The sequence below is a fragment of the Micromonospora sp. NPDC049047 genome, assembly GCF_040649135.1.
Taxonomy (GTDB): Bacteria; Actinomycetota; Actinomycetes; order Mycobacteriales; family Micromonosporaceae; genus Micromonospora.
The window spans coordinates 63,475-82,477 of the sequence record NZ_JBEZEY010000006.1 but is presented as its reverse complement, the minus strand read 5'-3'; the positions used below and the strand labels follow the sequence as shown (position 1 = coordinate 82,477).

The window sequence follows — 19,003 nt, the reverse complement described above, 5'->3', positions numbered from 1 at the left end:
CGTCTCGCGTTGCGCCGATCCGGCGGCGATCAGCCGGCCGTCGGCCCTGACTGGTCAGTTCTGGGCCAGCAACTCGCCCACGTAGCGTGCCACGGCGCGCACCGTGGCGATGGTGCCGGGGTAGTCCATCCGGGTCGGCCCCAGCACCCCCAGGCCACCGACGATCGTGGCGCCCGGGCCGTACCCGGTGCTGACCACCGAGGCGGCCCGCAGGTTGTCGAACTCGTTCTCGTCGCCGATCAGCACCCGGGTCGTGCTCGGCTCGGTCTCGCCGATGAGCTTGAGGAGCACCACCTCCTCTTCCAGCGCCTCCAGGATCGGACGCAGCGAACCCTGGAAGTCGAGCAGGCCGCCGCGGGTGAGGTTCGCGGTGCCGGCCAGCGCGATGCGTTCCTCGTGCCGCTCGACGAGCGTCTCCAGGAGCACCGTGGAGAGCGTGGTCATCGCCGGACGCAACTCGGCCGGCACCTCCTCGACGAGCGCCTGCACCAACGGCGGCGTGTCGGACAGCCGCGCGCCGGCGAGCTTTTCGTTTGCCAGCCGGCGCAGGTCGATGACGTCGTCGGCCGGCACCGGAGCGGGCAGCTCCACAAGTCGTTGCTCGACCCGCCCGGTGTCCGCGATCATGACGAGCATCAGCCGGGTGGTGGAGATCGGCACCAACTCCAGGTGCCGCACCGAGGAGCGGGCCAGGCTCGGGTACTGCACGACGGCCACCTGCCGGGTCAGCTGGGCGAGCAGTCGCACCGTGCGGTGCACCACGTCGTCGAGGTCGACAGCGCCGACCAGGAAGCGCTCGATGGCCCGGCGTTCCGCCGGGCTGAGCGGCTTGACCCGGGACAACCTGTCGACGAAGAGTCGGTAGCCGCGGTCGGTGGGCACCCGGCCGGCACTTGTGTGCGGCTGCCGGATGTAGCCCTCCTCCTCCAGCACGGCCATGTCGTTGCGGACCGTGGCCGGGGAGACCCCGAGCTGGTGCCGCTCGACAAGCGCCTTGCTGCCGACCGGCTCCTGGGTGGAGACGTAGTCTTCGACGATCGCGCGGAGCACTGCGAGTTTCCGGTCGTCGAGACCCATCCTCCGCACCTCCTGTCGCACGTCGGCCGCCGGTGCCGTGGCCCCGGTCGGGCCGTCCTGGCACTCGACTGTAACGAGTGCCAGTCTACGTCGGTGTACCCGCCGGCGCGATGATCAACGAACGTCCACTGGTGCGGCGTTGCCACGGGCACCTACCGTGACACGCATGACTGAACCTCCTCGCCCTCCCGGCGCGGGTGACCCTGGTAACTACCCGCCCGAGCCGACCTCTCCCGGCTCGTACCCGTCGGCCGAGCCACCCACCGCACCACTGTCCGGGGCGCCTGGCCCGGGCGGCTATCCCCCGGCCGGTGGCTATCCGCCGCCTGCCGGTGACCAACCGCCGTCGGGCGGCTACCCACCGGCAGGTGGCTACCCACCGCCCGGGGGCTACCCGCCCGGTGGCTACCCGGGTGGCGGATATCCGACCGGCGGCGCCTACGGCGGCCCCGGCGGCGGTTTCGCCAGCAACGAGGACAAGACCTGGGCGCTCGTCGCGCACTTCGGCGGTGCCGCCGGGATGATCCTCAGCGCCGGGGTGCTGGGCTGGATCGGCCCGCTTGTGGCGTTGCTGGCGCGGGGCAACCAGTCCCCCACGACGCGCTCGCACGCTACGGCGGCGCTCAACTTCCAGCTCCTCTGGTCGATCGTCGGCCTGGTCGGCTGGGTGCTGTCCTGCATCCTGATCGGCTTCCTCGGGGTCGGAGCGGCCGTCATCCTCGGCACCGTGTTCGGCATCGTCGCCGGCATCAAGGCCAACGAGGGCCAGCTCTACCGCTACCCGATGTCGGTCAACTTCATCAAGTGACCCGGCCGGCCGCTCCCCCGGCCGGTCGGTGCCCCGCTGCCCCGCTCCGGGGCGGCGGGGCTGGCTCAGGGCAGCAGGTCGCGCACTACCGCGTCGGCGAGCAGCCGCCCGCGCAGGGTGAGCACTGCCCGACCGGCCGCGTACTCGTCGGCGGCCAGCAGACCGTCGGCGAGCGCCCGCTCGGCGCCGGCCCGGCCGGCGGCGTCGAGCACCGCCAGCGGCAGGCCACTGGCGAGCCGCAGCCGCAGCATCACGTCCTCCATGTGCGCCTCGTCGACAGTGAGCACCTCCCGGGCCAGGCCGGGAGACGCACCAGCGGCCAACCGCTTGGCGTACGCCGAGGGGTGTTTGACGTTCCACCAGCGCACCCCGCCGACGTGGCTGTGCGCGCCCGGCCCGAGCCCCCACCAGTCCGCGCCGCTCCAGTAGAGCAGGTTGTGCCGGCAGCGGGCGTCGTCGGTGCGGGCCCAGTTGGAGACCTCGTACCAGGAGAGCCCGGCCGCGTCGAGGGCGGCCTCGGCGGCCAGGTAGCGGTCCGCCGCCACGTCGTCACTGGGGTACGCCAGCTCGCCGCGCTTCATCCGGGCGGCGAGCCGGGTGCCGTCCTCGACGATCAGGGCGTACGCGCTGACGTGGTCCACCCCCGCGGCCACCACCTGCTCCAGCGAGGCGGCGAAGTCCTCGGCCCGCTCCCCCGGGGTGCCGTAGATCAGGTCCAGGTTGACGTGCTCGAACCCGGCGTCGCGTGCCTCCAGGGCGGCGGCGGTGGCCCGGCCGGCGCTGTGTTTGCGGTCCAGGATCGCCAGCACCCCCGGGGAGGCGGACTGCATGCCCAGCGATATCCGGGTGTAGCCGGCGGCCCGCAGCAGCTTCAACGATTCCGGGGTGACCGACTCGGGGTTGGCCTCGGTGGTGACCTCGGCGTCGGCGGCCAGCCCCCAGGTGCTGTCGATGCCGTCGAGGATGCGGGCCAGGTCGTCGGCGGGGAGCAGGGTGGGGGTGCCGCCGCCGACGAAGACGGTGTCGACCCGGGGCGGCGGGCTGTCGCCCAGCACCCGGGCCGCGAGGGCCAGCTCGGCCAGCACGGTGTCGGCGTACCCGTCGCGGCTGGCACCGCCGCCCAGCTCGGCGGCCGTGTAGGTGTTGAAGTCGCAGTAGCCGCAGCGGCTGGCGCAGAACGGCACGTGCACGTACACGCCGAAGCCGCGCGCGCCGACCGCCGTGGTGGCGGTGGCGGGCAGCGATCCGTCGACGGGGACGGTCTCACCATCTGGAAGGAGGCCGGGCATGGCCACTAGTGTGCCCGGCATGACCTCTCCCGACGTCCTCGTGCGGGTCGCCACGGCCCGTGGGGTGACCACCCTCACCCTGGACAGCCCGCACAACCGCAACGCGCTCTCCACCGGCCTGATGACCCAGCTGCTGGCCGGGCTGGGTGACGCGGTCGCCGACGAGACGGTCCGGGTGATCGTGCTCGACCACACCGGCCCGGTCTTCTGCTCGGGCGCGGACCTGAAGGAGACGGCAGCGGCGTACGCCAGCGGCACAGTGCCCGCCGGGATGCTCGGTGACGTGCTCGCGGCGCTCTGGGAGTGCCCGAAGCCGGTGCTGGCCCGGGTGGGCGGGCCGGCCCGGGCCGGCGGGCTCGGCCTGATCGCCGCCGCCGACCTGGCGGTCTGCGCCGACGAGGCGACGTTCGCGTTCACCGAGGTGCGGATCGGGGTGATCCCGGCGGTGATCTCGGCGACCGTGCTGCCCCGGCTGCACCCGCGCGCCGCCGCCGAGCTGTACCTGACCGGGGACACCTTCGACGGTCGGCGAGCCGCCGAGATCGGCCTGGTCACGGCCAGCGTGCCGGCGGACGGGCTGGACGACGCGGTGCGGCGCTACTGCGACTCGCTGGTGCGCGGCGCCCCGGGTGCCCTGGCCGGCGCGAAGGAGCTGCTGCGCCGACCGGGCACCGCCGAGCTGCGCGCCGACCTGGCCCGGCTGTCCGCCCTGTCGACCGGCTACTTCCTCTCCGAGGAGGGACGCGAGGGGGTCATGGCCTTCCGCGACAAACGACCGACTCGATGGGTGGCCGCTCTGGGCGGTGGTTCTGCTGATCATGCCGGGTAGGACGGGGACCGCCGGGACGCCGCCGGTGAGCCGCGGCGCCCCCGCGTCCGTTCGGTCGGGTCACCAGGCGGTCGCGCCGCCGTCGACCGGGTAGTTCGCTCCGGTGATGTACGACGCCCGGTCGGAGGCCAGGAACACCACAAGTTCGGCGACCTCCTCGGGTTGAGCGAACCGCTTGAGCAGCGTCTTGCCGGTGATCGCGTCCCGAGCCGCCTGGTTGTCGCCCAGGTCGCGCTCGCTTGCCGGGCTGATGATCGGCCCCGGGCTGACCGCCACCACGCGGATCCCGTGGGGTGCGCCTTCGAGCGCAAGCTGTCGCGTCAGGCCGATCACGCCGGCGTTGGCGGCGGTGTGACCCACCATCGGGGGTACGTGACCGGCGATCATGCCAGCCATGGAGGCAGCGTTGATGATGACGCCGCCGCCCCGCTGAACCAGATGTGGCCAGGCGAACTTCGACACGAAGTACGGCATGTCCAGTTCACCGGTGATGGTGTAGCGCCAGTCCGCCACGGAGAAGTCCGGCATCGGGCCGAAGCGCAGGGCGGCGGCGTTGTTGTAGACCACGTCGAGCCCGCCGTAGACCGTTGCGGCGTCCTCGACGAACGTCCGCACCTGTTCCGGATCGGTGAGGTCGACAGGCGCGATGCCGGTCATCTCACCGCCGGCGCCACGAACGAGTTCGACAGTCTCGTCGTTGCCGGCGACCTGGATGTCGGCCCCGACGACCTTCGCGCCTTCCCTGGCGAAGATCTGCGCCGCGACGCGCCCCAGGCCGCCGCCGGTGCCGGTGATGAGCACAACCTTGCCGTCGAGCGTTCCCATGGCATTCCTCCTCGCTCCGTGGCCCGGTCCGGTCGGCTTCGCGAACCACCGGGCGGGCCAGCGATTGACATGTCAACCGTGACAACTCCTTGACCGGTCAATCACTTCCCGTGCGGTCGGGGCGGCGACCCACCCGACAGGCAGCGGCCCGACCGCCCGGGGCAACGCCTCCCGGGCGGCGGCAACCCCGGCACCACCTACTGCGGATTGTCGTTGAGCCGGGGTGGGCGGGCGGGCTATCCGGGCAGGTGAGAGCGCGCCCGCAGCGGGAATGCCTCGATCGGAACGCGTCGGCGGAGCCGACCCCGAACCGGGACGGAGCCGCCGAGCCGACCCCGAACCCGCGCGGACGGCCCGATGGGCGCGACGGAGACGTACGCTTGGCAGACTTGTCGATCTGGGGGTGTGGGTGCGAACTCGGGCAGCCGTTGCGGGTGGAGTGGTCCTCATCCTCGTCGCCGTGATCGCGATCTGGCTCGTCGCACGGCAGGTCGGGGGTGGCCTACAACTGCCGCTGGCGGCACGCAAGTGCACGGTGCAGGCCGACGGCCGGGTCGCCCTGGACGCCGACCAGATGGCAAACGCGGCGACCATCGCGGCGATCGGCGCCCAACGCGGCATGCCCGAACGGGCCGTGGTGGTCGCGCTGGCCACGGCGTACCAGGAGTCGGGGCTGCGCAACCTCGCCGACGGCGACCGCGACTCGGTCGGCCTGTTCCAGCAGCGGCCGAGTCAGGGCTGGGGCACCTCGGCACAGATCCGCGACCCGCGCTACGCGGCCAACCGGTTCTACGCGGCGCTCAAGAAGGTCCGCGGCTGGGAGAAGATGCGCGTCACCGACGCCGCCCAGCGGGTGCAGCGCTCGGCCTTTCCGGAGGCCTACCAGAAGTGGGCCGACAACTCCGAGGTGCTCAGCCGGGCACTGATGGGCGACGCCACCGGCGCGGTCGCCTGCACGGTGGGGCGTACCCCGGTGATGCAGGGGGCGGCGGCCACCGCGCAGCTCACCCGCAACCTGGGGCTGGACTGGGGCTTGAAGGGCCTCGACCCGAACGATCCGACCGGGCTGACGGTGACTCCGGGCGACCAGCGCGACGGCTGGCGGTACGCGCACTGGCTGGTCTCGCACGCCCAGGATCACGGGGTGAAGCGGGTGCAGTTCGGCGACCTGGAGTGGACCGCCCGGGGCGGCACCTGGGGTCGGGTGGACGGCCGGCAGAACTCCGCCGGCCAGGTGGTGGCCGAGGTGTTCAACGAGGGCTGACCGGCCCTGGATCTCTTAACCGGCAGTCACCGCACAATCGGACAAAAACCCTCAAACTTCGTCCTCGATCACGAATATCTCACTTTGCGCAACCCTCCCGCTGCACGGGGTTCCAGCCGGGGTCCACTCCCGCAACGCGGCCTCCCCGGCGCCTTGGCCACCGCGTTACGATCGGCGGCCTGTGCCAGAAAAGGTTTCACCTCATGGGGAGGGGTACGACGCGGTGTTCGATTACGGCGACCGGACCGGTTACGAACCGATCAGCGACACTGACCGCAAGGAGTTCCACGAGCAGGGCTTCCTCCTGCTGCGCAACGTCCTGACGGAGGACCACCGGGCGGCGCTGGAGGCGGCTGTCGACCGCGTCTACGCGGAGGAGCAGGCCAAGGGCACCACCAAGAAGGACGGCACCCTGCACCTGCTGGGCTTCCTGGAGCGCGACGAGCTGTTCGGCGAGCTACTCACCCACCCGATCGCCTTCCCGTACATGTGGGGGCTGGCCGGCTGGAACATCTACACCCACCACAACCACCTGGACGTCACCCCGCCGGCCGCCGAGCCGGAGAAGCCGTACTGGGGTTGGCACCAGGACGGGTACCGGCAGAACTCCGACCCGGAGACCATGGACCCGAACCTGCCCCGGCCGATGTTCTCGCTGAAGGTCGCGTACGTGCTCTCGGACCTCTCCGAGACCGGCCGCGGCGCCACCAAGGTCATTCCGGGCAGCCACCTGAAGAACTCGCTGCCCCGGCCGGCGGACCTCACCGTGCAGAACCCCGACCCTGAGGGCACTGTAGAGATCACCGCCAACCCGGGCGACGCGTTCATCTTCGACCGCCGGCAGTGGCACTCCCGCTCGACGAACCTGTCGACGATCACCCGCAAGATGCTCTTCGTCGGCTACACCTACCGGTGGATCCGTCCGCTCGACGAACTGCACCCCGACGTGAACGGCGAGTGGTACCGCAACCGCACCCCGGTGCAGCGTCAGCTCATCGGTGAGGGCACCCACACCGCCAACTACTGGGGCATCAACTGGGACGGGTACGTCGACGACGAGATCCCGCTGCGCAAGGAGCTCAAGGAGCGCGGCCTGCTGGACCGTAACATCCCCTGGCTCCGCTGATCACCCGCGTCTGAGAACGGCCCCCCGCCACCGTTGGCGGGGGGCCGTTTTCGTATGCGCGCTTCCGGGCCACCAGGCGCCGCGCTGTCGGTAGCGTGACGGGTAGGCAGAGCCGGGGCGTAGCGCCTGGCCGGGGCGCGGGGGTGGCACAGGAGGCAGCCGCAGTGACGTCCGCTCCGCTCCCCCGGATCCTCCGCCGTCGCGGCGAGCCGGAATATCCGACCTTCCTGGAACTCTTCTTCGACCTGGTCTACATCTTCCTGCTCTCCCGGCTCTCGGCCAGCCTGGGCGAGAGCCTCACCGTCCGGAACGCGGCGCAGACCGCCGTCCTGCTGCTGGCCGCGTGGTGGGTCTGGGTGCTCACGGCGTGGCTCACCGACCTGTTCAACCCCCGACTGCCGATCATCCAGGCGACCGTCCTGCTGGTCATGCTCGGCACGCTGCTGATGGCGATCGCCACGCCGCACGCCTTCGGCAGGTACGGGTGGCTCTTCGTCGCCGCGTACTTCGGCATCCACCTGGTCCGGGACGCCGTCCTGATCCCCGGCACCCGGGTCAATCGTCGGATCCAGGCCCGGAGCATCCGGGTCTTCTTCTGGTTCGGTGTCACAGTGGCGCCCTGGGTGGCCGGGGTGTTCGTGGACGAGACGGCTCGGCTGGTGCTCTGGTCGCTCGCGGTGGCGGTCGACCTCGGCTCGGCACGGTTCGGCTGGCCGACACCGGGGCTGGGGCGCACCGAACTCGCCAGCCAGATCTTCACCGGGGTGCACCTCTCCGAGCGGCACCGGGCGATCTTCATCGTCGCGCTCGGTGAGTTGATCCTGAGCACCGGCATGGGGCTGGCCGGCAGCGGGTTCACCGTCGGTCAGATGACCGCCAGCGCTGTGGCGTTCGTCAGCGCGGTCCTGCTGTTCCAGCTCTACTTCCAGCGCGTCCAGCGGATCCTGGCCCGACCCAGGGTCACGACTGTGGAGCGGGTCCGCTCCGGCACCTCCACCTCGTACACCCATCTGGTGATGGTGGCCGGGGTGGTGTTGGTCTCGACCGGCACCTCGATGGTCATCGCTCGGCCGTCCGGTCACACGCCGGTGGATGTCATGGTTGCCATCCTCGGCGGGCCGGCGCTGTTCCTGCTCGGCAGCGTGCTGTTCGACGCCGTGGTGACGGCCCGGATTCTCTGGTCCCGGGTGCTGGCGATCGTGCTGCTGGCGGCCGTGCTGCTGTGCGCGCTCGTCGCGCCCGGCGTGTTCCGGCTACCGCCGTTGACCGTCCTGGTGGTGGCGAACCTGGTCCTGCTGCTCACCCTGGCCGGGGAAGCGCTGGGCGCACGTCGCGGGCTGGTCGAGGCCACCGCGCCGGCCCGATGAGGGTCGCCCCGCCGCCGCGCGGGGTCTCACCCGAGCATCGGCGGCGCTGGCGTACGGGCGTGCCGTCGGGTGCTCACCAGGTTCGCCACGGCGATCAGGGCCAGCACGCTCATGGCGAGCAGAGCGACCATGACCGGCGGCAGCACGGGCGTGGTCGGCGCCAGGCACGCGAGCAGCACCACGCCGGCCAGCCGGGACCGCGAGATGCGTCCGAACACGGTGAAATCGAGGAGGCCCCGGCCGAGCAGGAACAACGCGGGGCTGCCGAGGATGACCGCGGCCCACGACGGCGGGGTCTCGCCCAACGGGCGCCCCACCACGAGGTCGCTGGTGACCGCCGCGCCGGCGATGCCGGCCACCATGATCAGATGGGTGGCCGCGGCGGACTGGGTGAGCAACGCCGGGTCTGTCGACCGGGCGATCGCGTCGGTCAGCAGCTCACCGGCGCGGTAGATGTAGATCCGCCACATCAGCACCACAGTGCTGAACACCACGAGCAACGCCGCTGCCCTCACCAGCGTGTAGTCGCTCCTGCTGAAGGTCGTCCCGGTCACGAAGATCGACACCCCGAGCGCGATGATGACGAACTGCCGGTAGCGCTCGGCCACCCGCGCGTGGATCAGCCGCCAGTCCCCCGGTCGCGAGCGGCCGATCCGGGGCAGCGGCCAGCCGCACACCGCCCCGACGTACTCCACGACGACAGCGGTCGCCCAGATCGGCAACTGGCCCGAGCCGCCCACGAGCGCCCCACCGATCCAGCCGACAGCGGTGACGGACTTCCAGGTCTGGATCCGGATCGTCGAACGCCGCAGGGGCCGGCCCTTCGAGACGACGACGGCGTAGTAGGCGGTGGTGCTCAGGGGGATGATCACGAAGGTGATCGCGAAGAGCAACGCGCGATCTCCGTACGCGTCGGCCGCGACCGCCGCCAACAGCAGGCTGGCCGCCGCCACCCAGATGAGATGCCCCTGCCCGGAAGCACTGGTCAGGTCGATGGTGTCCGCCGTCCACACGGTCAGCGCCCAGATCATCGTGAACGCGAACAGCAGCACCAGCACCTTGACGACGCCGGTCCAGGTCAGGTCGCCGGCCAGCATGGTCGCCAAGGTGACCAGCGCGAAGACGTAGACGAGGTCGAAGAAGAGTTCCAGGAACGCCGGACGCTCCAGGTCCGAATCTGCGGACGCCGCTGCCGTGGCGCCGCCGTCCGTTGCCATCGACATCGCGCTTCACCCGGCCTCCACCGCATGCCCCAAGGGGGACGATACGGGCAACGGCTGGCGCCCAGCCCCGTCATCCGGTTCTTACCGGCCACCGGCCGCCCAACGTCGGCGTGTCGCCTCGGCAGGGCGACCGGCCGCGCGTCCTCGGCCGGTCAGGTGACATCCCGACGCAGGGGCAGCAGCACGGCGATCACCGAGGCGGCCACCGCGTACGCGGTGAGCAGGAGAGCGCCGGCCACCGGTGGAAGCAGGTGGACCGCACCGCTGCCGAGTTCCGCGGAGATGGCATCGGCCACGTAGGTGAAATCGGTGAGCGCGGCGGTGGCTCCGCCGGGCAGGATCGGGTAGAGCGTGTTGACGCCCGGGATCATCATCAGCACCGGCTCCCCCACGTACAGATAGCCGATCACGACGCACAGCGCCGCGATCTGGTGGTGGATGAGGGCGCCCATCCCGGCCCCGAGGAGCAGGTAGACCACCATCGCGACGGCGATGCGGCCGAGCAGTGCCAGCACCGTGGTGGCGGGCAGACCGAGTGAGACGTCGCGGGCGGCGGCGACAGCGAACAACGCCACCGCGGCCGTGCCCGCGAGGACGAGCCCGTACGCGAGACCGACGACCGCGTAGGTGGCGAGTTTGGCGGTGAGCACCCGCCCACGGCGCGGAGCGAAGAGAAAGGTGACCGCGGCGGTGTGGTGTCGGTACTCGGAGGTGACAGCCAGGGCCCCGGCGGCGGCCGGCACGAACGCGGTGTAACCGAGAATGCCGAGGATCGCGCGGAGGCCGGCCTCGGTGTCCAGACCGGGCATCGGTGGGTCGAAGTTCTCCGGCCCCGCCAGCGCCATGGCCCCGAACATGCCCCCGCCCAGCACAGCGGCGGCGATCAGCAGGCCGCCCCACATCCGGGTGGCCAGCAGCCGGCGGAACTCCGCCCTGATCAGGTGGTTCATCAGGTGACCGCCTTGTCCGTGGTGAGGTGGAGGAAGAGTTCTTCGAGGCTGGTGGTCTCGACGACCAGCTCGTGCACCCGAAGGTGGTGGGCGACGGCGAGGTCGGCGACGCTCGGCGCGTCCAGCCCTCGTACCCGCAGCCGGTCGGGCCCGGCGGCTTCGACGTGCGGTGCCGTGCCGCCGCCGTTGACCGGGTCGGCCGTCAGAACGGCAGCGAGCGCGTCCGCGTCGGGTGAGGTGACCAGCACAGCTGGCGGGCCGGCGAGCCGGGAACAGGGTCCGGCGGCGACGAGTTCGCCACGCCGGATCACCACTACGTCATCCACGAGCTGCTGGATCTCGCCGAGCGCGTGGCTGGAGATCAGCACGGTGCGGCCCTCGTCGGCGAGCTGACGCAGAAAGCCGCGCAGCCACGACACGCCTTCCGGGTCCAGACCGTTGCCGGGCTCGTCCAGCAGCAGGACGCGGGGGTCGCCGAGCAACGCCGTGGCGAGGTTGAGCCGCTGCCGCATGCCAGTGGAGAATCCTCGGGTACGACGGTGTGCGGCCTCGGCGAGGCCGAGCAGGTCGAGCAGGGCGGTGACCCGGCTGTCCGGATGTCCGCCCATCGCTGCGTAGACGCGCAGGTGCTCACGGGCGGTGTGTCCAGGATGGAACGCGTTGGCGTCGAACACGGCCCCGACAGTGCGCGACGGCCGGGCAAGTCGGCCGTACGGCAGGCCGCCGATCGTGGCGGTGCCACTGGTCGGCGACACCAGCCCCGTCATCATGCGCATCGTGGTGGTCTTGCCGGAGCCGTTCGGGCCGAGGAATCCGGTGACCACGCCGGGTTGCACGACAAAGCTCAGATCATGCACGGCGGTGACGTCACCGTAGCGTTTCGTCAGGCACGACACCTCGATCGCGAGGTGGTCGCCGGTCACGCGCGGGCCGCCATGGCACGCGTGATCGTCTCCACGAGACCTGGCGCGGCCGGACCGGAGAGCACTACCTCGTCGAACTCACCGCCTGCCGCAGCCCGGTCCAGAACGAGGTGCAGCCCTGGTTCCGCCCGGCGGACTGCCACGAGCTGCCGAGGACCGCCGTACAGGCCCCACACTCCGATCTTGGCGAAGCCGGACACCACGTATCCCCGGCGGGCGCCACGGGCCAGACGGAGCGGGTTGTCCACCAGGGCGATCTGCCGCACCGCGGTGAGGGGCAGTGCGAACTGCTCCCGCCCGACCCAGACCCGCTCCCATCCGGTGAACCGAATGTCGATCACATCGTTGGTCACCATGACCGATGCCATCAGTCATCCCCTTTCGTCGTGTCGGAGTCGTCAGTCGGTGCCGGTGCGCGCCTGTCGGCCGTCGACGGATCGGTGGGCAGCAGGACTGTCGCCAACAGTCGCGGTGTCCGTCCACCGCCGGGCTGGTTGCCGAGCAGCGGGCCCACAAGTGCGTTGAAACCGGCGGCGAACTCGCCCAGTTCGGCGTCGGTCAGGTGCAGCACGAGTTGCTGATAGCCCACACCGTCGGCGGTGAAGTCGACCCGCTCCCGGGTGAGATAGCGGGAGAACTCCGACAGCAGACTCGACATGAACGCCGTGAAGTAACGCGCGTGGTCTTCCCGGGTGGCCGTGGCCAGGGCCGCCGGGTCGAGCGTCGCGCCGTGCGCGGGCAACGCGTACACCCGCTCGACGGCGCCGCGCACCCTGCGCTCATCGACCACCTCGACCAGCCCTGCCTTGACCAGGATCGCCAGGTGCCGGTACATCGTGGCCTGCGGGACATCGGGCAGCAGCTCGAGCAGCCCCTGTGTGGTCAGGCGCGTGCCCGCGACCGCACGCAGGATCCGGATCCGCACCGGATGCAGCGCCAGGTCCGCCCAGCGCTCTCTCGACATCTCCACGACCGAACGATATCACTCTCGATAATGAGAATGATAGCGCCGCCTGGGCGCTCGGCGCCTTCGACGGCGGCTAACGGGCGGTGAGACGGCGGCGGACCTTGTCCCGGATCGACTCCGGCAGGTCGGGTGCCTCCAGCAGGCGGGGCAGCAGCTCCGGTTCCAGGCTGGTGGCCCGGAACACCTCACCGATTGTCACCCCGTGCGCGGGCCGGTCCACCACCTCGACCGGGTCACCCGGGCCGACCTCCCCCTCGCGAAGCACCCGCAGGTAGGCCCCGGGTAACGCCCGGACGGTGAACCGCTTGATCAGATCCGGTACTCCCCAGAAGCCGGCGAAGGTGGTGCACGGCGTTCGCGGCTTGGTCACCTGAAGCACTGCCGACCCGACCTGCCACTGCTCACCGATCACCGCGCCGGTCAGGTCCACCGCGTAGGTGGTGAGGTTCTCGCCGAAGCCGCCGGGCCCGATGCCGCGCCCCAGCTCGGTAGACCACCAGGCGGCGTCCTCCTCCGCGTAGGCGTAGACCGCCTGGTCCTCGCCGCCGTGGTGGGCGCGCTCGCCGATGAAGTCGCCGACCACCCCGTCGACGCGGAACAGCACCGGCGCGTCCACCGGTCGCTTGTCGATGCCGCTGCGCCCGCTCGCGTCGCCGGCCCACTCCGCCTCGGTCACGATGCCGAGGTTCACCGCTGCCACCCTGCCCGTCATGACGGACAGCCTAGGTGAATTCGCGGCTCCGGCTTGACCTTGACGCTGCGTCAACCCTCCATGCTGGCGGCCATGAACATCCCGCCAACCGATCAGGTCCAGCAGGCCGTGATACACGTGCAGGGGCTGGAGAAATCGTTCAAGCAACTGAAGGTGCTGCGCGGTGTGGACATCGACGTGGCGCGCGGCACCGTCTTCGCCCTGCTCGGCTCCAACGGAGCCGGCAAGACCACTGTGGTGAAGATCCTGGCCACGCTGCTCAAGGCCGACGCGGGAACCGCCCGGGTCAACGGCTTCGACGTCGCGGCACAGGCCGCCGAGGTGCGCGAGTCGATCAGTCTCACCGGGCAGTTCGCGGCGGTCGACGAGATCCTCAGCGGACGGGAGAACCTCGTCCTGGTCGCCCGGCTCAGGCACCTCAAGGACCCGGGCGCCATCGCGGACGCCCTGCTGAAGCGCTTCTCGCTGACCGAAGCGGGCACCCGGAGGGTGGCGACGTACTCCGGCGGCATGCGCCGCCGGCTGGACATCGCGATGAGCCTCATCGGCAACCCGCCGGTGATCTTCCTTGACGAGCCGACGACCGGGCTGGACCCGGAGGCACGCATCGAGGTGTGGCATGCCGTCAAGGAACTGGTCAAGGGGGGTACGACCGTTCTGCTCACCACTCAGTACCTCGACGAGGCGGAGCACCTGGCCGACCGGATCGCGATCCTGCACGAGGGCCGGATCATCGTGAACGGCACCCTCGACGAGCTCAAGCAGCTCCTCCCACCCGCGAAGATCGAGTACGTCGAGAAGCAGCCGAGCCTGGAGGACGTCTTCCTGACCCTCGTCGGCTCCCGAACCAACAAGGAAGAACGATGAACAGGCATTTCGTCGGCGACACCGCTGTTCTCCTGGGACGCTCGCTGCGCCACATCGCCCGCAGCCCGGACACCATCATCACCACCGCGATCATGCCGATCGCCTTCATGCTGCTGTTCGTGTACGTCTTCGGCGGCGCGATCGAGACCGGGACCGACTCGTACGTGAAGTACCTGCTGCCCGGCATCCTGATCATCACGATCGCCTCGGGAATCTCCTACACCGCCTTCCGCCTCTTCCTGGACACGAAGGGCGGCATCTTCGAACGGTTCCAGTCCATGCCGATCGCCCGCTCATCCGTGCTGTGGGCGCACGTCCTGACCTCGCTGGTCGCCAACCTGATCTCGATCGTCGTCGTCGTCGGCGTCGCCCTGATCATGGGCTTCCGGACGGGCGCGGGCGTGTCGCAGTGGCTCGCGGTCGCCGGCATCCTGGTCCTGTTCACCCTGGCCCTGACCTGGATCGCCGTGATCCCCGGTCTCACCGCGAAGACCCTGGACGGCGCGAGCGCCTTCTCCTATCCGCTCATCTTCCTGCCGTTCGTCAGCTCCGCATTCGTGCCCACCGAGTCGATGCCCGGCCCGGTGCGTGCCTTCGCCGAGCACCAGCCGGTGACCTCCATCGTCAACGCGATCCGGGACCTGTTCAGCCAACAGCCGGTCGGTACGGACATCTGGATCGCCCTCGCCTGGTGCGTCGGCATCCTCGTCGTCGCCTACCTGTTCGCCAACGTCACCTACCGTCGCAAGATCTCCTGAACCGGTGACGGCCAGGGCTGAACCAACTGCGGGCAGGATCAGAGCATGCTGACGATCGGCCAACTCGCGGCGTACGCCGGCGTCACGGTGCGGGCGGTGCGGCACTATCACCAGATCGGCCTGCTGCCGGAGCCGGAGCGGGACGCTTCCGGCTACCGGCGGTACGGCGCGACCGCGGTCGTGTCCCTCATCAAGATCCGCACCCTCGCCGACGCCGGTGTGCCGCTGTCGCAGATCAGTCGGATGCTCGAAGCCGACGCGCCAGCCTTTGCCGACGCCATCCGGACCATCGACAACCAGCTGCGCGACGAGATCGAACGGCTCCAGACCAGCCGCCGACACATCGCGCAGCTCGCCGCCGGGGACGCCCTGGCGCTCCCACCGGAGGTCACCGCCTATCTCGACCGGCTCCGGGCCATTGGGGCGTCCCAGCGGATGGTGGAGGCCGAACGCGACGGGTGGATCCTGGTCGCGGCGCGCTGGCCCGACCGCATCGTCGAGTGGATGCCCGGCAAGATCGCCCACCTCGACGATCCGCAGGTCGTCCGGCTCTACCGGGTGCTCTCGGAGATCTTCGACGGCGACGAGGCCGACGACCCGCGCCTGGCCGAGGCCGCCGACATCATGGCCTGCTTGGCAGAGCAGGCGTACGCCGCCGGCGAGGTCCTGCACGCCGAGGTGGTCGACGACGATCTCCCGCACGACCTGATCGACGCGCTGGCCGTCGAGTCCGACCCGCGGGTGCGGCGGCTGCGGGAGCTGATGCGCGAGCGCGGCTGGTCCGGTTGGAACCGGATGGAGCGGCTGGCGGAGCCGCCCTCCGCCTGACCGTCGGGCGTCGGTCCGGCCCGTCAGCCCTTGACGGCGCCGGCCACCAGGCCGGAGACCATCCGTCGCTGCACCAGCAGGAAGAAGATGATGACCGGCAGGGTGAACAGGGTGGACGCGGCCATCACCGGCCCCCAGTTGGTGTCGTCGCGGCCGAAGAAGAACGTCATCGCCACCGGCAGGGTGTAGCTGCCCTGGTCGTTGATGAACGTCAACGCGAAGATCAGCTCGTTCCACGCGGTGATGAAGGAGAAGATGCTTGTGGCAACCAGGCCGGGCGCGACAAGCGGAAACAGGACGCGGCGGAAGATCTGGGCCCGACTGGCGCCGTCGATCGCCGCCGCCTCCTCCAACTCCTTGGGCACCGCGGCGACGAAACCGCGCAGCATCCAGACCGCGAACGGCAGCGAGAAGCCGAGGTACGTCAGGATCAGGCTGGGCAGGGTGTTGTAGAGCCCCAGCCGCTGGATCATCAGGAAGAGCGGGATGACCAACGCCTCCAGCGGGATCATCTGCACCACCAGCAGCATGATCAGGAAGCTGGTCCGCAGCCGGAAGCGGAACCGCGCCACAGCTGTCGCGGCCAGCAACGCGACAAGGCCGCTGAGCACCACTGTGGAGACCGCGACAAGCGCGCTGTTGAGGAAGAAGTCGAAGAAAGTCACACCGGGGATCAGGTTGCCGGTCAGGATCTCCCGGTAGTGCGCAAGCGTCGGGTGGGTCGGCACCGGCTGCGGGGTGGCCGAGAAGATCTCGTTGCTCGGCTTCAGCGAGGTCGAGATCATCCAGTAGACCGGGAACGCCGCGAAGAGCGCGACAAGCAGCCCGGCGGCGTTGAGGGCTACCTTCTTCACGACTCGTCCTCCTGCCTGAGCACCATCCGTACGTAGAAGCCGGTCACCACGAGCAGGATCAGCGTGAGGATCACCGCGATGGCCGCACCGAGTCCGTACTTCGGCGGCGGGGAGAAGGCCTCGGCGTACGAGTAGATGGCGAGCATGAACGTCGGTCGGTCCTGGGTGCCGCCGGCCAGGACGAACTGCTGGGTGAACACCTTGAAGTCCCAGATGGTGGAGAGCACGATCAGGATCCCGAAGACCGGGCGCAGCAACGGGAAGGTGATCTTCCAGAAGACCCGCCAAGGGCTGGCACCGTCCACCCGGGCCGCCTCGTGCAGCTCGCTCGGCACGCTCTTGAGGCCGGCCAGCACGCTCACCGCGATGAACGGGAACGAGTGCCAGACCACCACCAGGGTGAGGATGGCGAAGAAGAGCAGTGGCGAGTTGAACCAGCCGTAGCCGGTCCAGTCGCTACGACCGAACAGGCTGTTGGAGAGCCCGTCGGGCAGCGCGTTGAACATCCACGTGACCAGGCCGCTCGTGTCGTCGAAGATCCATTTCCAGACGATGGTGCCGGTCAGCGCGGGCGTGGCCCAGGCGAGCATCACGCAACTGGCCACAAAGGTCGCCATCTTGCGGCCGAGCCGGTTGAGCAGCAGCCCGACGAGCGTGCCGAGCACCATCGTGAGTAGCACGTTGGCCGCGGCGAACAGCACCGTGTTGCGCAGCACGGTCAGGAAGAACGGGTCGGAGAGGATGTCGGCGTAGTTGCCCAGCCCCACCCACGGCCACTCCCGGTCGCCGCGCAACTGCCGGACGCTGTCGAGCCGGTAGAAGGACATCACCACCACCTGGCCGAGCGGCCAGAGCAGCAACACCCCGATGATCACCAGTGCGGGCAGGAGCAGCAGGTAGGGCAGGCGGTCCACCCGGCGACGCCGCCGCGCGGGGGTCTCCCGCGCGGCGGCCGTCTCCGGCACCTCGGTCAGCGTGGTCACTTGGCGTTGAGGATGCTTTCCATCTCACCGGCCGCATCGGCGGTAGCCTTCTCGACCGTCTTCTGACCCTTCATGACCGAGCTGTTCATCGCCTGGGTCACCGTCTTCGTCCGGCTGACCTCCACCCACTTCGGGGTGAGCGGCGTGAGCTTGGTGTTCTGCATGGTGGTGGCGAACGCCGCCATCACCTTGTCGTTGGCGTACGTGTCACCGGCCACCAGGTCCTGGTAGACCGGGAAGAAGCCGAGGCTGCTCGCGAAGCTCTGCGAGTTCTTCTTGTTCAGCAGCACTGTCAGGTAGTCCCAGGCCAGATCCTGGCGCTCACTGTCCTTCCAGATCGCCACGTCCGAGCCGCCGGCGAACCCGGGTGCGGCCTTGCCGTCCGGGCCGGGGATCGGGAACGTACCCCAGACCTTCTCGATCTCGGGGTTGTCCTTCTTGATGGCGGCCTGCTGCCAACTGCCGGCGAACGCCATCGCGGCCTTGCCGGTGGCGAACTGCGTGCGCGCGTCGATCTCGTTCCAGCCCGCCGCCGCCGGCGGGGCGACCTTGTGCACGGTCACCAGGTCGGTCCAGAACTTGACGGCCCGCTGCGCCTCCGGCGTGGTGTAGCCGGACTTCCAGGTGCCGCCCTGGTTGCTGGCGATCTCGCCGCCGGCACCCCAGAGGAAGGAGTAGAACGGCAGCTCGGAGTTGCCCGGCAGGGCGATGCCGTAGGTGCCCTTCTTCTTCGCCTGCACGGCCTTGGCCACGGTGACCAGGTCGTCCCAGGTCTTCGGCGGCTGCACACCGGCCTCGGCGAACCAGTCGGTGCGGTAGTAGATCGCACGCACACCCGCGTACCAGGGCACGCCGTACTGCTTGCCGTCGAGCTGCGCGTTGCGCACCAGGTCGGGCAGCAGGTCCTTGCCGTCGGCCCAGCCGCCCATCCGGGCACTGACGTCGGCGAGCGCCTCCTGCGCGGCCCACCCCTGGGTCTCGGTGTTGCCCAGCTCGGTGATGTCCGGTCCCTCACCGCCGGCGAGCGCGGCCTGGAACTTCTTGGGCGCCTCCAACCAGGGGATGTACTGCACGACCACATCGGTGTCGGGGTGCTTCTGGCGGAACTCGGTCTCGACGCCGTCGAGGAACTTGTTCTGCGCGTCGCCGCCCTCGCCCATCATCCAGACCGTGAGTTTGCTGTCGTCGCCCGCCTTGTCGTCGGAGCCTCCACAGCCGGTCAGCACCATCGCGGCCGAGGCCACCACGGCGGTGACCGGGGCCAGCCGCTTCCACCTGTTCACGCCACTTCTCCCCTCACGCCGCATGGAACTAACCTTCTCCGCCGCACCCTAGTACGAAGAATTCCTTTAC

The 19,003-nt window shown here is 70.0% G+C and carries 20 protein-coding genes; 8 read left to right on the top strand and 12 right to left on the bottom strand.

What is annotated here, in order from left to right:
- Positions 1-54: 54 nt before the first annotated feature.
- Entirely contained in the window at positions 55-1,077 is a 1,023-nt protein-coding gene (hrcA, locus tag AB0B86_RS11955; RefSeq protein WP_357410577.1) for a heat-inducible transcriptional repressor HrcA, read from the bottom strand.
- Positions 1,078-1,243: 166 nt separating this feature from the next.
- On the opposite strand from hrcA, the gene AB0B86_RS11950 reads away from it, so the two are divergent.
- The gene (locus AB0B86_RS11950; protein WP_357417715.1) at positions 1,244-1,885 is read left to right on the top strand and encodes a DUF4870 domain-containing protein; all 642 of its coding nucleotides are present in this window, start codon (positions 1,244-1,246) and stop codon (positions 1,883-1,885) included.
- Between the two features lie 65 nt (positions 1,886-1,950).
- On the opposite strand, the gene hemW is transcribed toward AB0B86_RS11950, so the two are convergent.
- Complete coding sequence (gene hemW, locus AB0B86_RS11945; protein WP_357417931.1) at positions 1,951-3,174, bottom strand: radical SAM family heme chaperone HemW; 1,224 nt, start codon at positions 3,172-3,174, stop codon at positions 1,951-1,953.
- A gap of 19 nt (positions 3,175-3,193) precedes the next feature.
- On the opposite strand from hemW, the gene AB0B86_RS11940 reads away from it, so the two are divergent.
- The gene (locus AB0B86_RS11940; RefSeq protein WP_357410573.1) at positions 3,194-4,003 is read left to right on the top strand and encodes an enoyl-CoA hydratase-related protein; all 810 of its coding nucleotides are present in this window, start codon (positions 3,194-3,196) and stop codon (positions 4,001-4,003) included.
- Positions 4,004-4,063: 60 nt separating this feature from the next.
- Here the strand turns inward: AB0B86_RS11940 and AB0B86_RS11935 are convergent, their stop codons facing one another.
- A complete protein-coding gene (locus tag AB0B86_RS11935; RefSeq protein WP_357410571.1) occupies positions 4,064-4,828 on the bottom strand; it encodes an SDR family NAD(P)-dependent oxidoreductase in 765 nt (254 codons plus the stop codon).
- A 403-nt stretch (positions 4,829-5,231) separates the two neighbouring features.
- Between AB0B86_RS11935 and AB0B86_RS11930 the strand changes: the two genes are divergently transcribed.
- The 3 genes from AB0B86_RS11930 to AB0B86_RS11920 all read left to right on the top strand — a co-directional run bounded on the left by AB0B86_RS11930 (position 5,232) and on the right by AB0B86_RS11920 (position 8,585).
- Entirely contained in the window at positions 5,232-6,092 is an 861-nt protein-coding gene (locus AB0B86_RS11930; protein ID WP_357410569.1) for a hypothetical protein, read from the top strand.
- A 223-nt stretch (positions 6,093-6,315) separates the two neighbouring features.
- Entirely contained in the window at positions 6,316-7,218 is a 903-nt protein-coding gene (locus AB0B86_RS11925; protein ID WP_091409805.1) for a phytanoyl-CoA dioxygenase family protein, read from the top strand.
- Between the two features lie 164 nt (positions 7,219-7,382).
- Positions 7,383-8,585 carry a low temperature requirement protein A gene (locus AB0B86_RS11920; protein WP_357410567.1) on the top strand — a complete coding sequence of 401 codons (1,203 nt, stop codon included), beginning with the start codon at positions 7,383-7,385 and terminating at the stop codon, positions 8,583-8,585.
- A gap of 26 nt (positions 8,586-8,611) precedes the next feature.
- On the opposite strand, the gene AB0B86_RS11915 is transcribed toward AB0B86_RS11920, so the two are convergent.
- The 6 genes from AB0B86_RS11915 to AB0B86_RS11890 all read right to left on the bottom strand — a co-directional run bounded on the left by AB0B86_RS11915 (position 8,612) and on the right by AB0B86_RS11890 (position 13,360).
- Positions 8,612-9,808, bottom strand: a complete 1,197-nt coding sequence (locus AB0B86_RS11915; RefSeq protein ID WP_357410565.1) for a low temperature requirement protein A — start codon at positions 9,806-9,808, stop codon at positions 8,612-8,614.
- 152 nt (positions 9,809-9,960) lie between these two features.
- Positions 9,961-10,758 (bottom strand): ABC transporter permease, encoded by a 798-nt coding sequence (locus AB0B86_RS11910; RefSeq protein WP_357410563.1) that lies wholly within the window; start codon positions 10,756-10,758, stop codon positions 9,961-9,963.
- The gene (locus tag AB0B86_RS11905) at positions 10,758-11,681 is read right to left on the bottom strand and encodes an ATP-binding cassette domain-containing protein (protein ID WP_357410560.1); all 924 of its coding nucleotides are present in this window, start codon (positions 11,679-11,681) and stop codon (positions 10,758-10,760) included. Before AB0B86_RS11905 ends, AB0B86_RS11910 begins: the two co-directional genes overlap by 1 nt.
- Positions 11,678-12,049: a hypothetical protein gene (locus AB0B86_RS11900; RefSeq protein WP_357410558.1), complete on the bottom strand. Its 372-nt coding sequence runs from the start codon at positions 12,047-12,049 to the stop codon at positions 11,678-11,680. The genes AB0B86_RS11905 and AB0B86_RS11900 overlap by 4 nt, the downstream gene beginning before the upstream one ends.
- A complete protein-coding gene (locus AB0B86_RS11895) occupies positions 12,049-12,645 on the bottom strand; it encodes a helix-turn-helix domain-containing protein (RefSeq protein WP_357410701.1) in 597 nt (198 codons plus the stop codon). Before AB0B86_RS11895 ends, AB0B86_RS11900 begins: the two co-directional genes overlap by 1 nt.
- A gap of 76 nt (positions 12,646-12,721) precedes the next feature.
- Complete coding sequence (locus tag AB0B86_RS11890; RefSeq protein WP_357410556.1) at positions 12,722-13,360, bottom strand: MOSC domain-containing protein; 639 nt, start codon at positions 13,358-13,360, stop codon at positions 12,722-12,724.
- Positions 13,361-13,432: 72 nt separating this feature from the next.
- Here AB0B86_RS11890 and AB0B86_RS11885 point away from each other — a divergent pair, with 72 nt between their 5' ends.
- From AB0B86_RS11885 to AB0B86_RS11875, 3 genes are read left to right on the top strand one after another with little or no spacing between them, the layout of a single operon-like run.
- Positions 13,433-14,227, top strand: coding sequence for an ATP-binding cassette domain-containing protein (locus AB0B86_RS11885; protein ID WP_357417709.1), 795 nt, complete (start codon positions 13,433-13,435; stop codon positions 14,225-14,227).
- Positions 14,224-14,985, top strand: a complete 762-nt coding sequence (locus tag AB0B86_RS11880; protein WP_357410552.1) for an ABC transporter permease — start codon at positions 14,224-14,226, stop codon at positions 14,983-14,985. The genes AB0B86_RS11885 and AB0B86_RS11880 overlap by 4 nt, the downstream gene beginning before the upstream one ends.
- A 45-nt stretch (positions 14,986-15,030) precedes the next feature.
- On the top strand, positions 15,031-15,813 hold the full coding sequence (locus tag AB0B86_RS11875; protein ID WP_357410550.1) for a MerR family transcriptional regulator: 783 nt from the start codon (positions 15,031-15,033) through the stop codon (positions 15,811-15,813).
- A 23-nt stretch (positions 15,814-15,836) separates the two neighbouring features.
- Here AB0B86_RS11875 and AB0B86_RS11870 read toward each other — a convergent pair whose 3' ends face one another.
- From AB0B86_RS11870 to AB0B86_RS11860, 3 genes are read right to left on the bottom strand one after another with little or no spacing between them, the layout of a single operon-like run.
- Positions 15,837-16,667: a carbohydrate ABC transporter permease gene (locus AB0B86_RS11870; RefSeq protein WP_357410548.1), complete on the bottom strand. Its 831-nt coding sequence runs from the start codon at positions 16,665-16,667 to the stop codon at positions 15,837-15,839.
- The gene (locus tag AB0B86_RS11865; RefSeq protein WP_357410546.1) at positions 16,664-17,650 is read right to left on the bottom strand and encodes a sugar ABC transporter permease; all 987 of its coding nucleotides are present in this window, start codon (positions 17,648-17,650) and stop codon (positions 16,664-16,666) included. The genes AB0B86_RS11870 and AB0B86_RS11865 overlap by 4 nt, the downstream gene beginning before the upstream one ends.
- Positions 17,647-18,933 (bottom strand): sugar ABC transporter substrate-binding protein, encoded by a 1,287-nt coding sequence (locus AB0B86_RS11860; protein ID WP_357410544.1) that lies wholly within the window; start codon positions 18,931-18,933, stop codon positions 17,647-17,649. The genes AB0B86_RS11865 and AB0B86_RS11860 overlap by 4 nt, the downstream gene beginning before the upstream one ends.
- Between the last annotated feature and the right edge of the window lie 70 nt (positions 18,934-19,003).

Bases quoted from the DNA above. Each gene is read 5' to 3' on its own strand.
- hrcA (WP_357410577.1), bottom strand. From the start codon at position 1,077: ATGGGTCTCGACGACCGGAAACTCGCAGTGCTCCGCGCGATCGTCGAA.
- AB0B86_RS11950 (WP_357417715.1), top strand. From the start codon at position 1,244: ATGACTGAACCTCCTCGCCCTCCCGGCGCGGGTGACCCTGGTAACTAC.
- hemW (WP_357417931.1), bottom strand. From the start codon at position 3,174: ATGCCCGGCCTCCTTCCAGATGGTGAGACCGTCCCCGTCGACGGATCG.
- AB0B86_RS11940 (WP_357410573.1), top strand. From the start codon at position 3,194: ATGACCTCTCCCGACGTCCTCGTGCGGGTCGCCACGGCCCGTGGGGTG.
- AB0B86_RS11935 (WP_357410571.1), bottom strand. From the start codon at position 4,828: ATGGGAACGCTCGACGGCAAGGTTGTGCTCATCACCGGCACCGGCGGC.
- AB0B86_RS11915 (WP_357410565.1), bottom strand. From the start codon at position 9,808: ATGTCGATGGCAACGGACGGCGGCGCCACGGCAGCGGCGTCCGCAGAT.
- AB0B86_RS11910 (WP_357410563.1), bottom strand. From the start codon at position 10,758: ATGAACCACCTGATCAGGGCGGAGTTCCGCCGGCTGCTGGCCACCCGG.
- AB0B86_RS11900 (WP_357410558.1), bottom strand. From the start codon at position 12,049: ATGGCATCGGTCATGGTGACCAACGATGTGATCGACATTCGGTTCACC.
- AB0B86_RS11895 (WP_357410701.1), bottom strand. From the start codon at position 12,645: ATGTCGAGAGAGCGCTGGGCGGACCTGGCGCTGCATCCGGTGCGGATC.
- AB0B86_RS11890 (WP_357410556.1), bottom strand. From the start codon at position 13,360: ATGACGGGCAGGGTGGCAGCGGTGAACCTCGGCATCGTGACCGAGGCG.
- AB0B86_RS11885 (WP_357417709.1), top strand. From the start codon at position 13,433: ATGAACATCCCGCCAACCGATCAGGTCCAGCAGGCCGTGATACACGTG.
- AB0B86_RS11880 (WP_357410552.1), top strand. From the start codon at position 14,224: ATGAACAGGCATTTCGTCGGCGACACCGCTGTTCTCCTGGGACGCTCG.
- AB0B86_RS11875 (WP_357410550.1), top strand. From the start codon at position 15,031: ATGCTGACGATCGGCCAACTCGCGGCGTACGCCGGCGTCACGGTGCGG.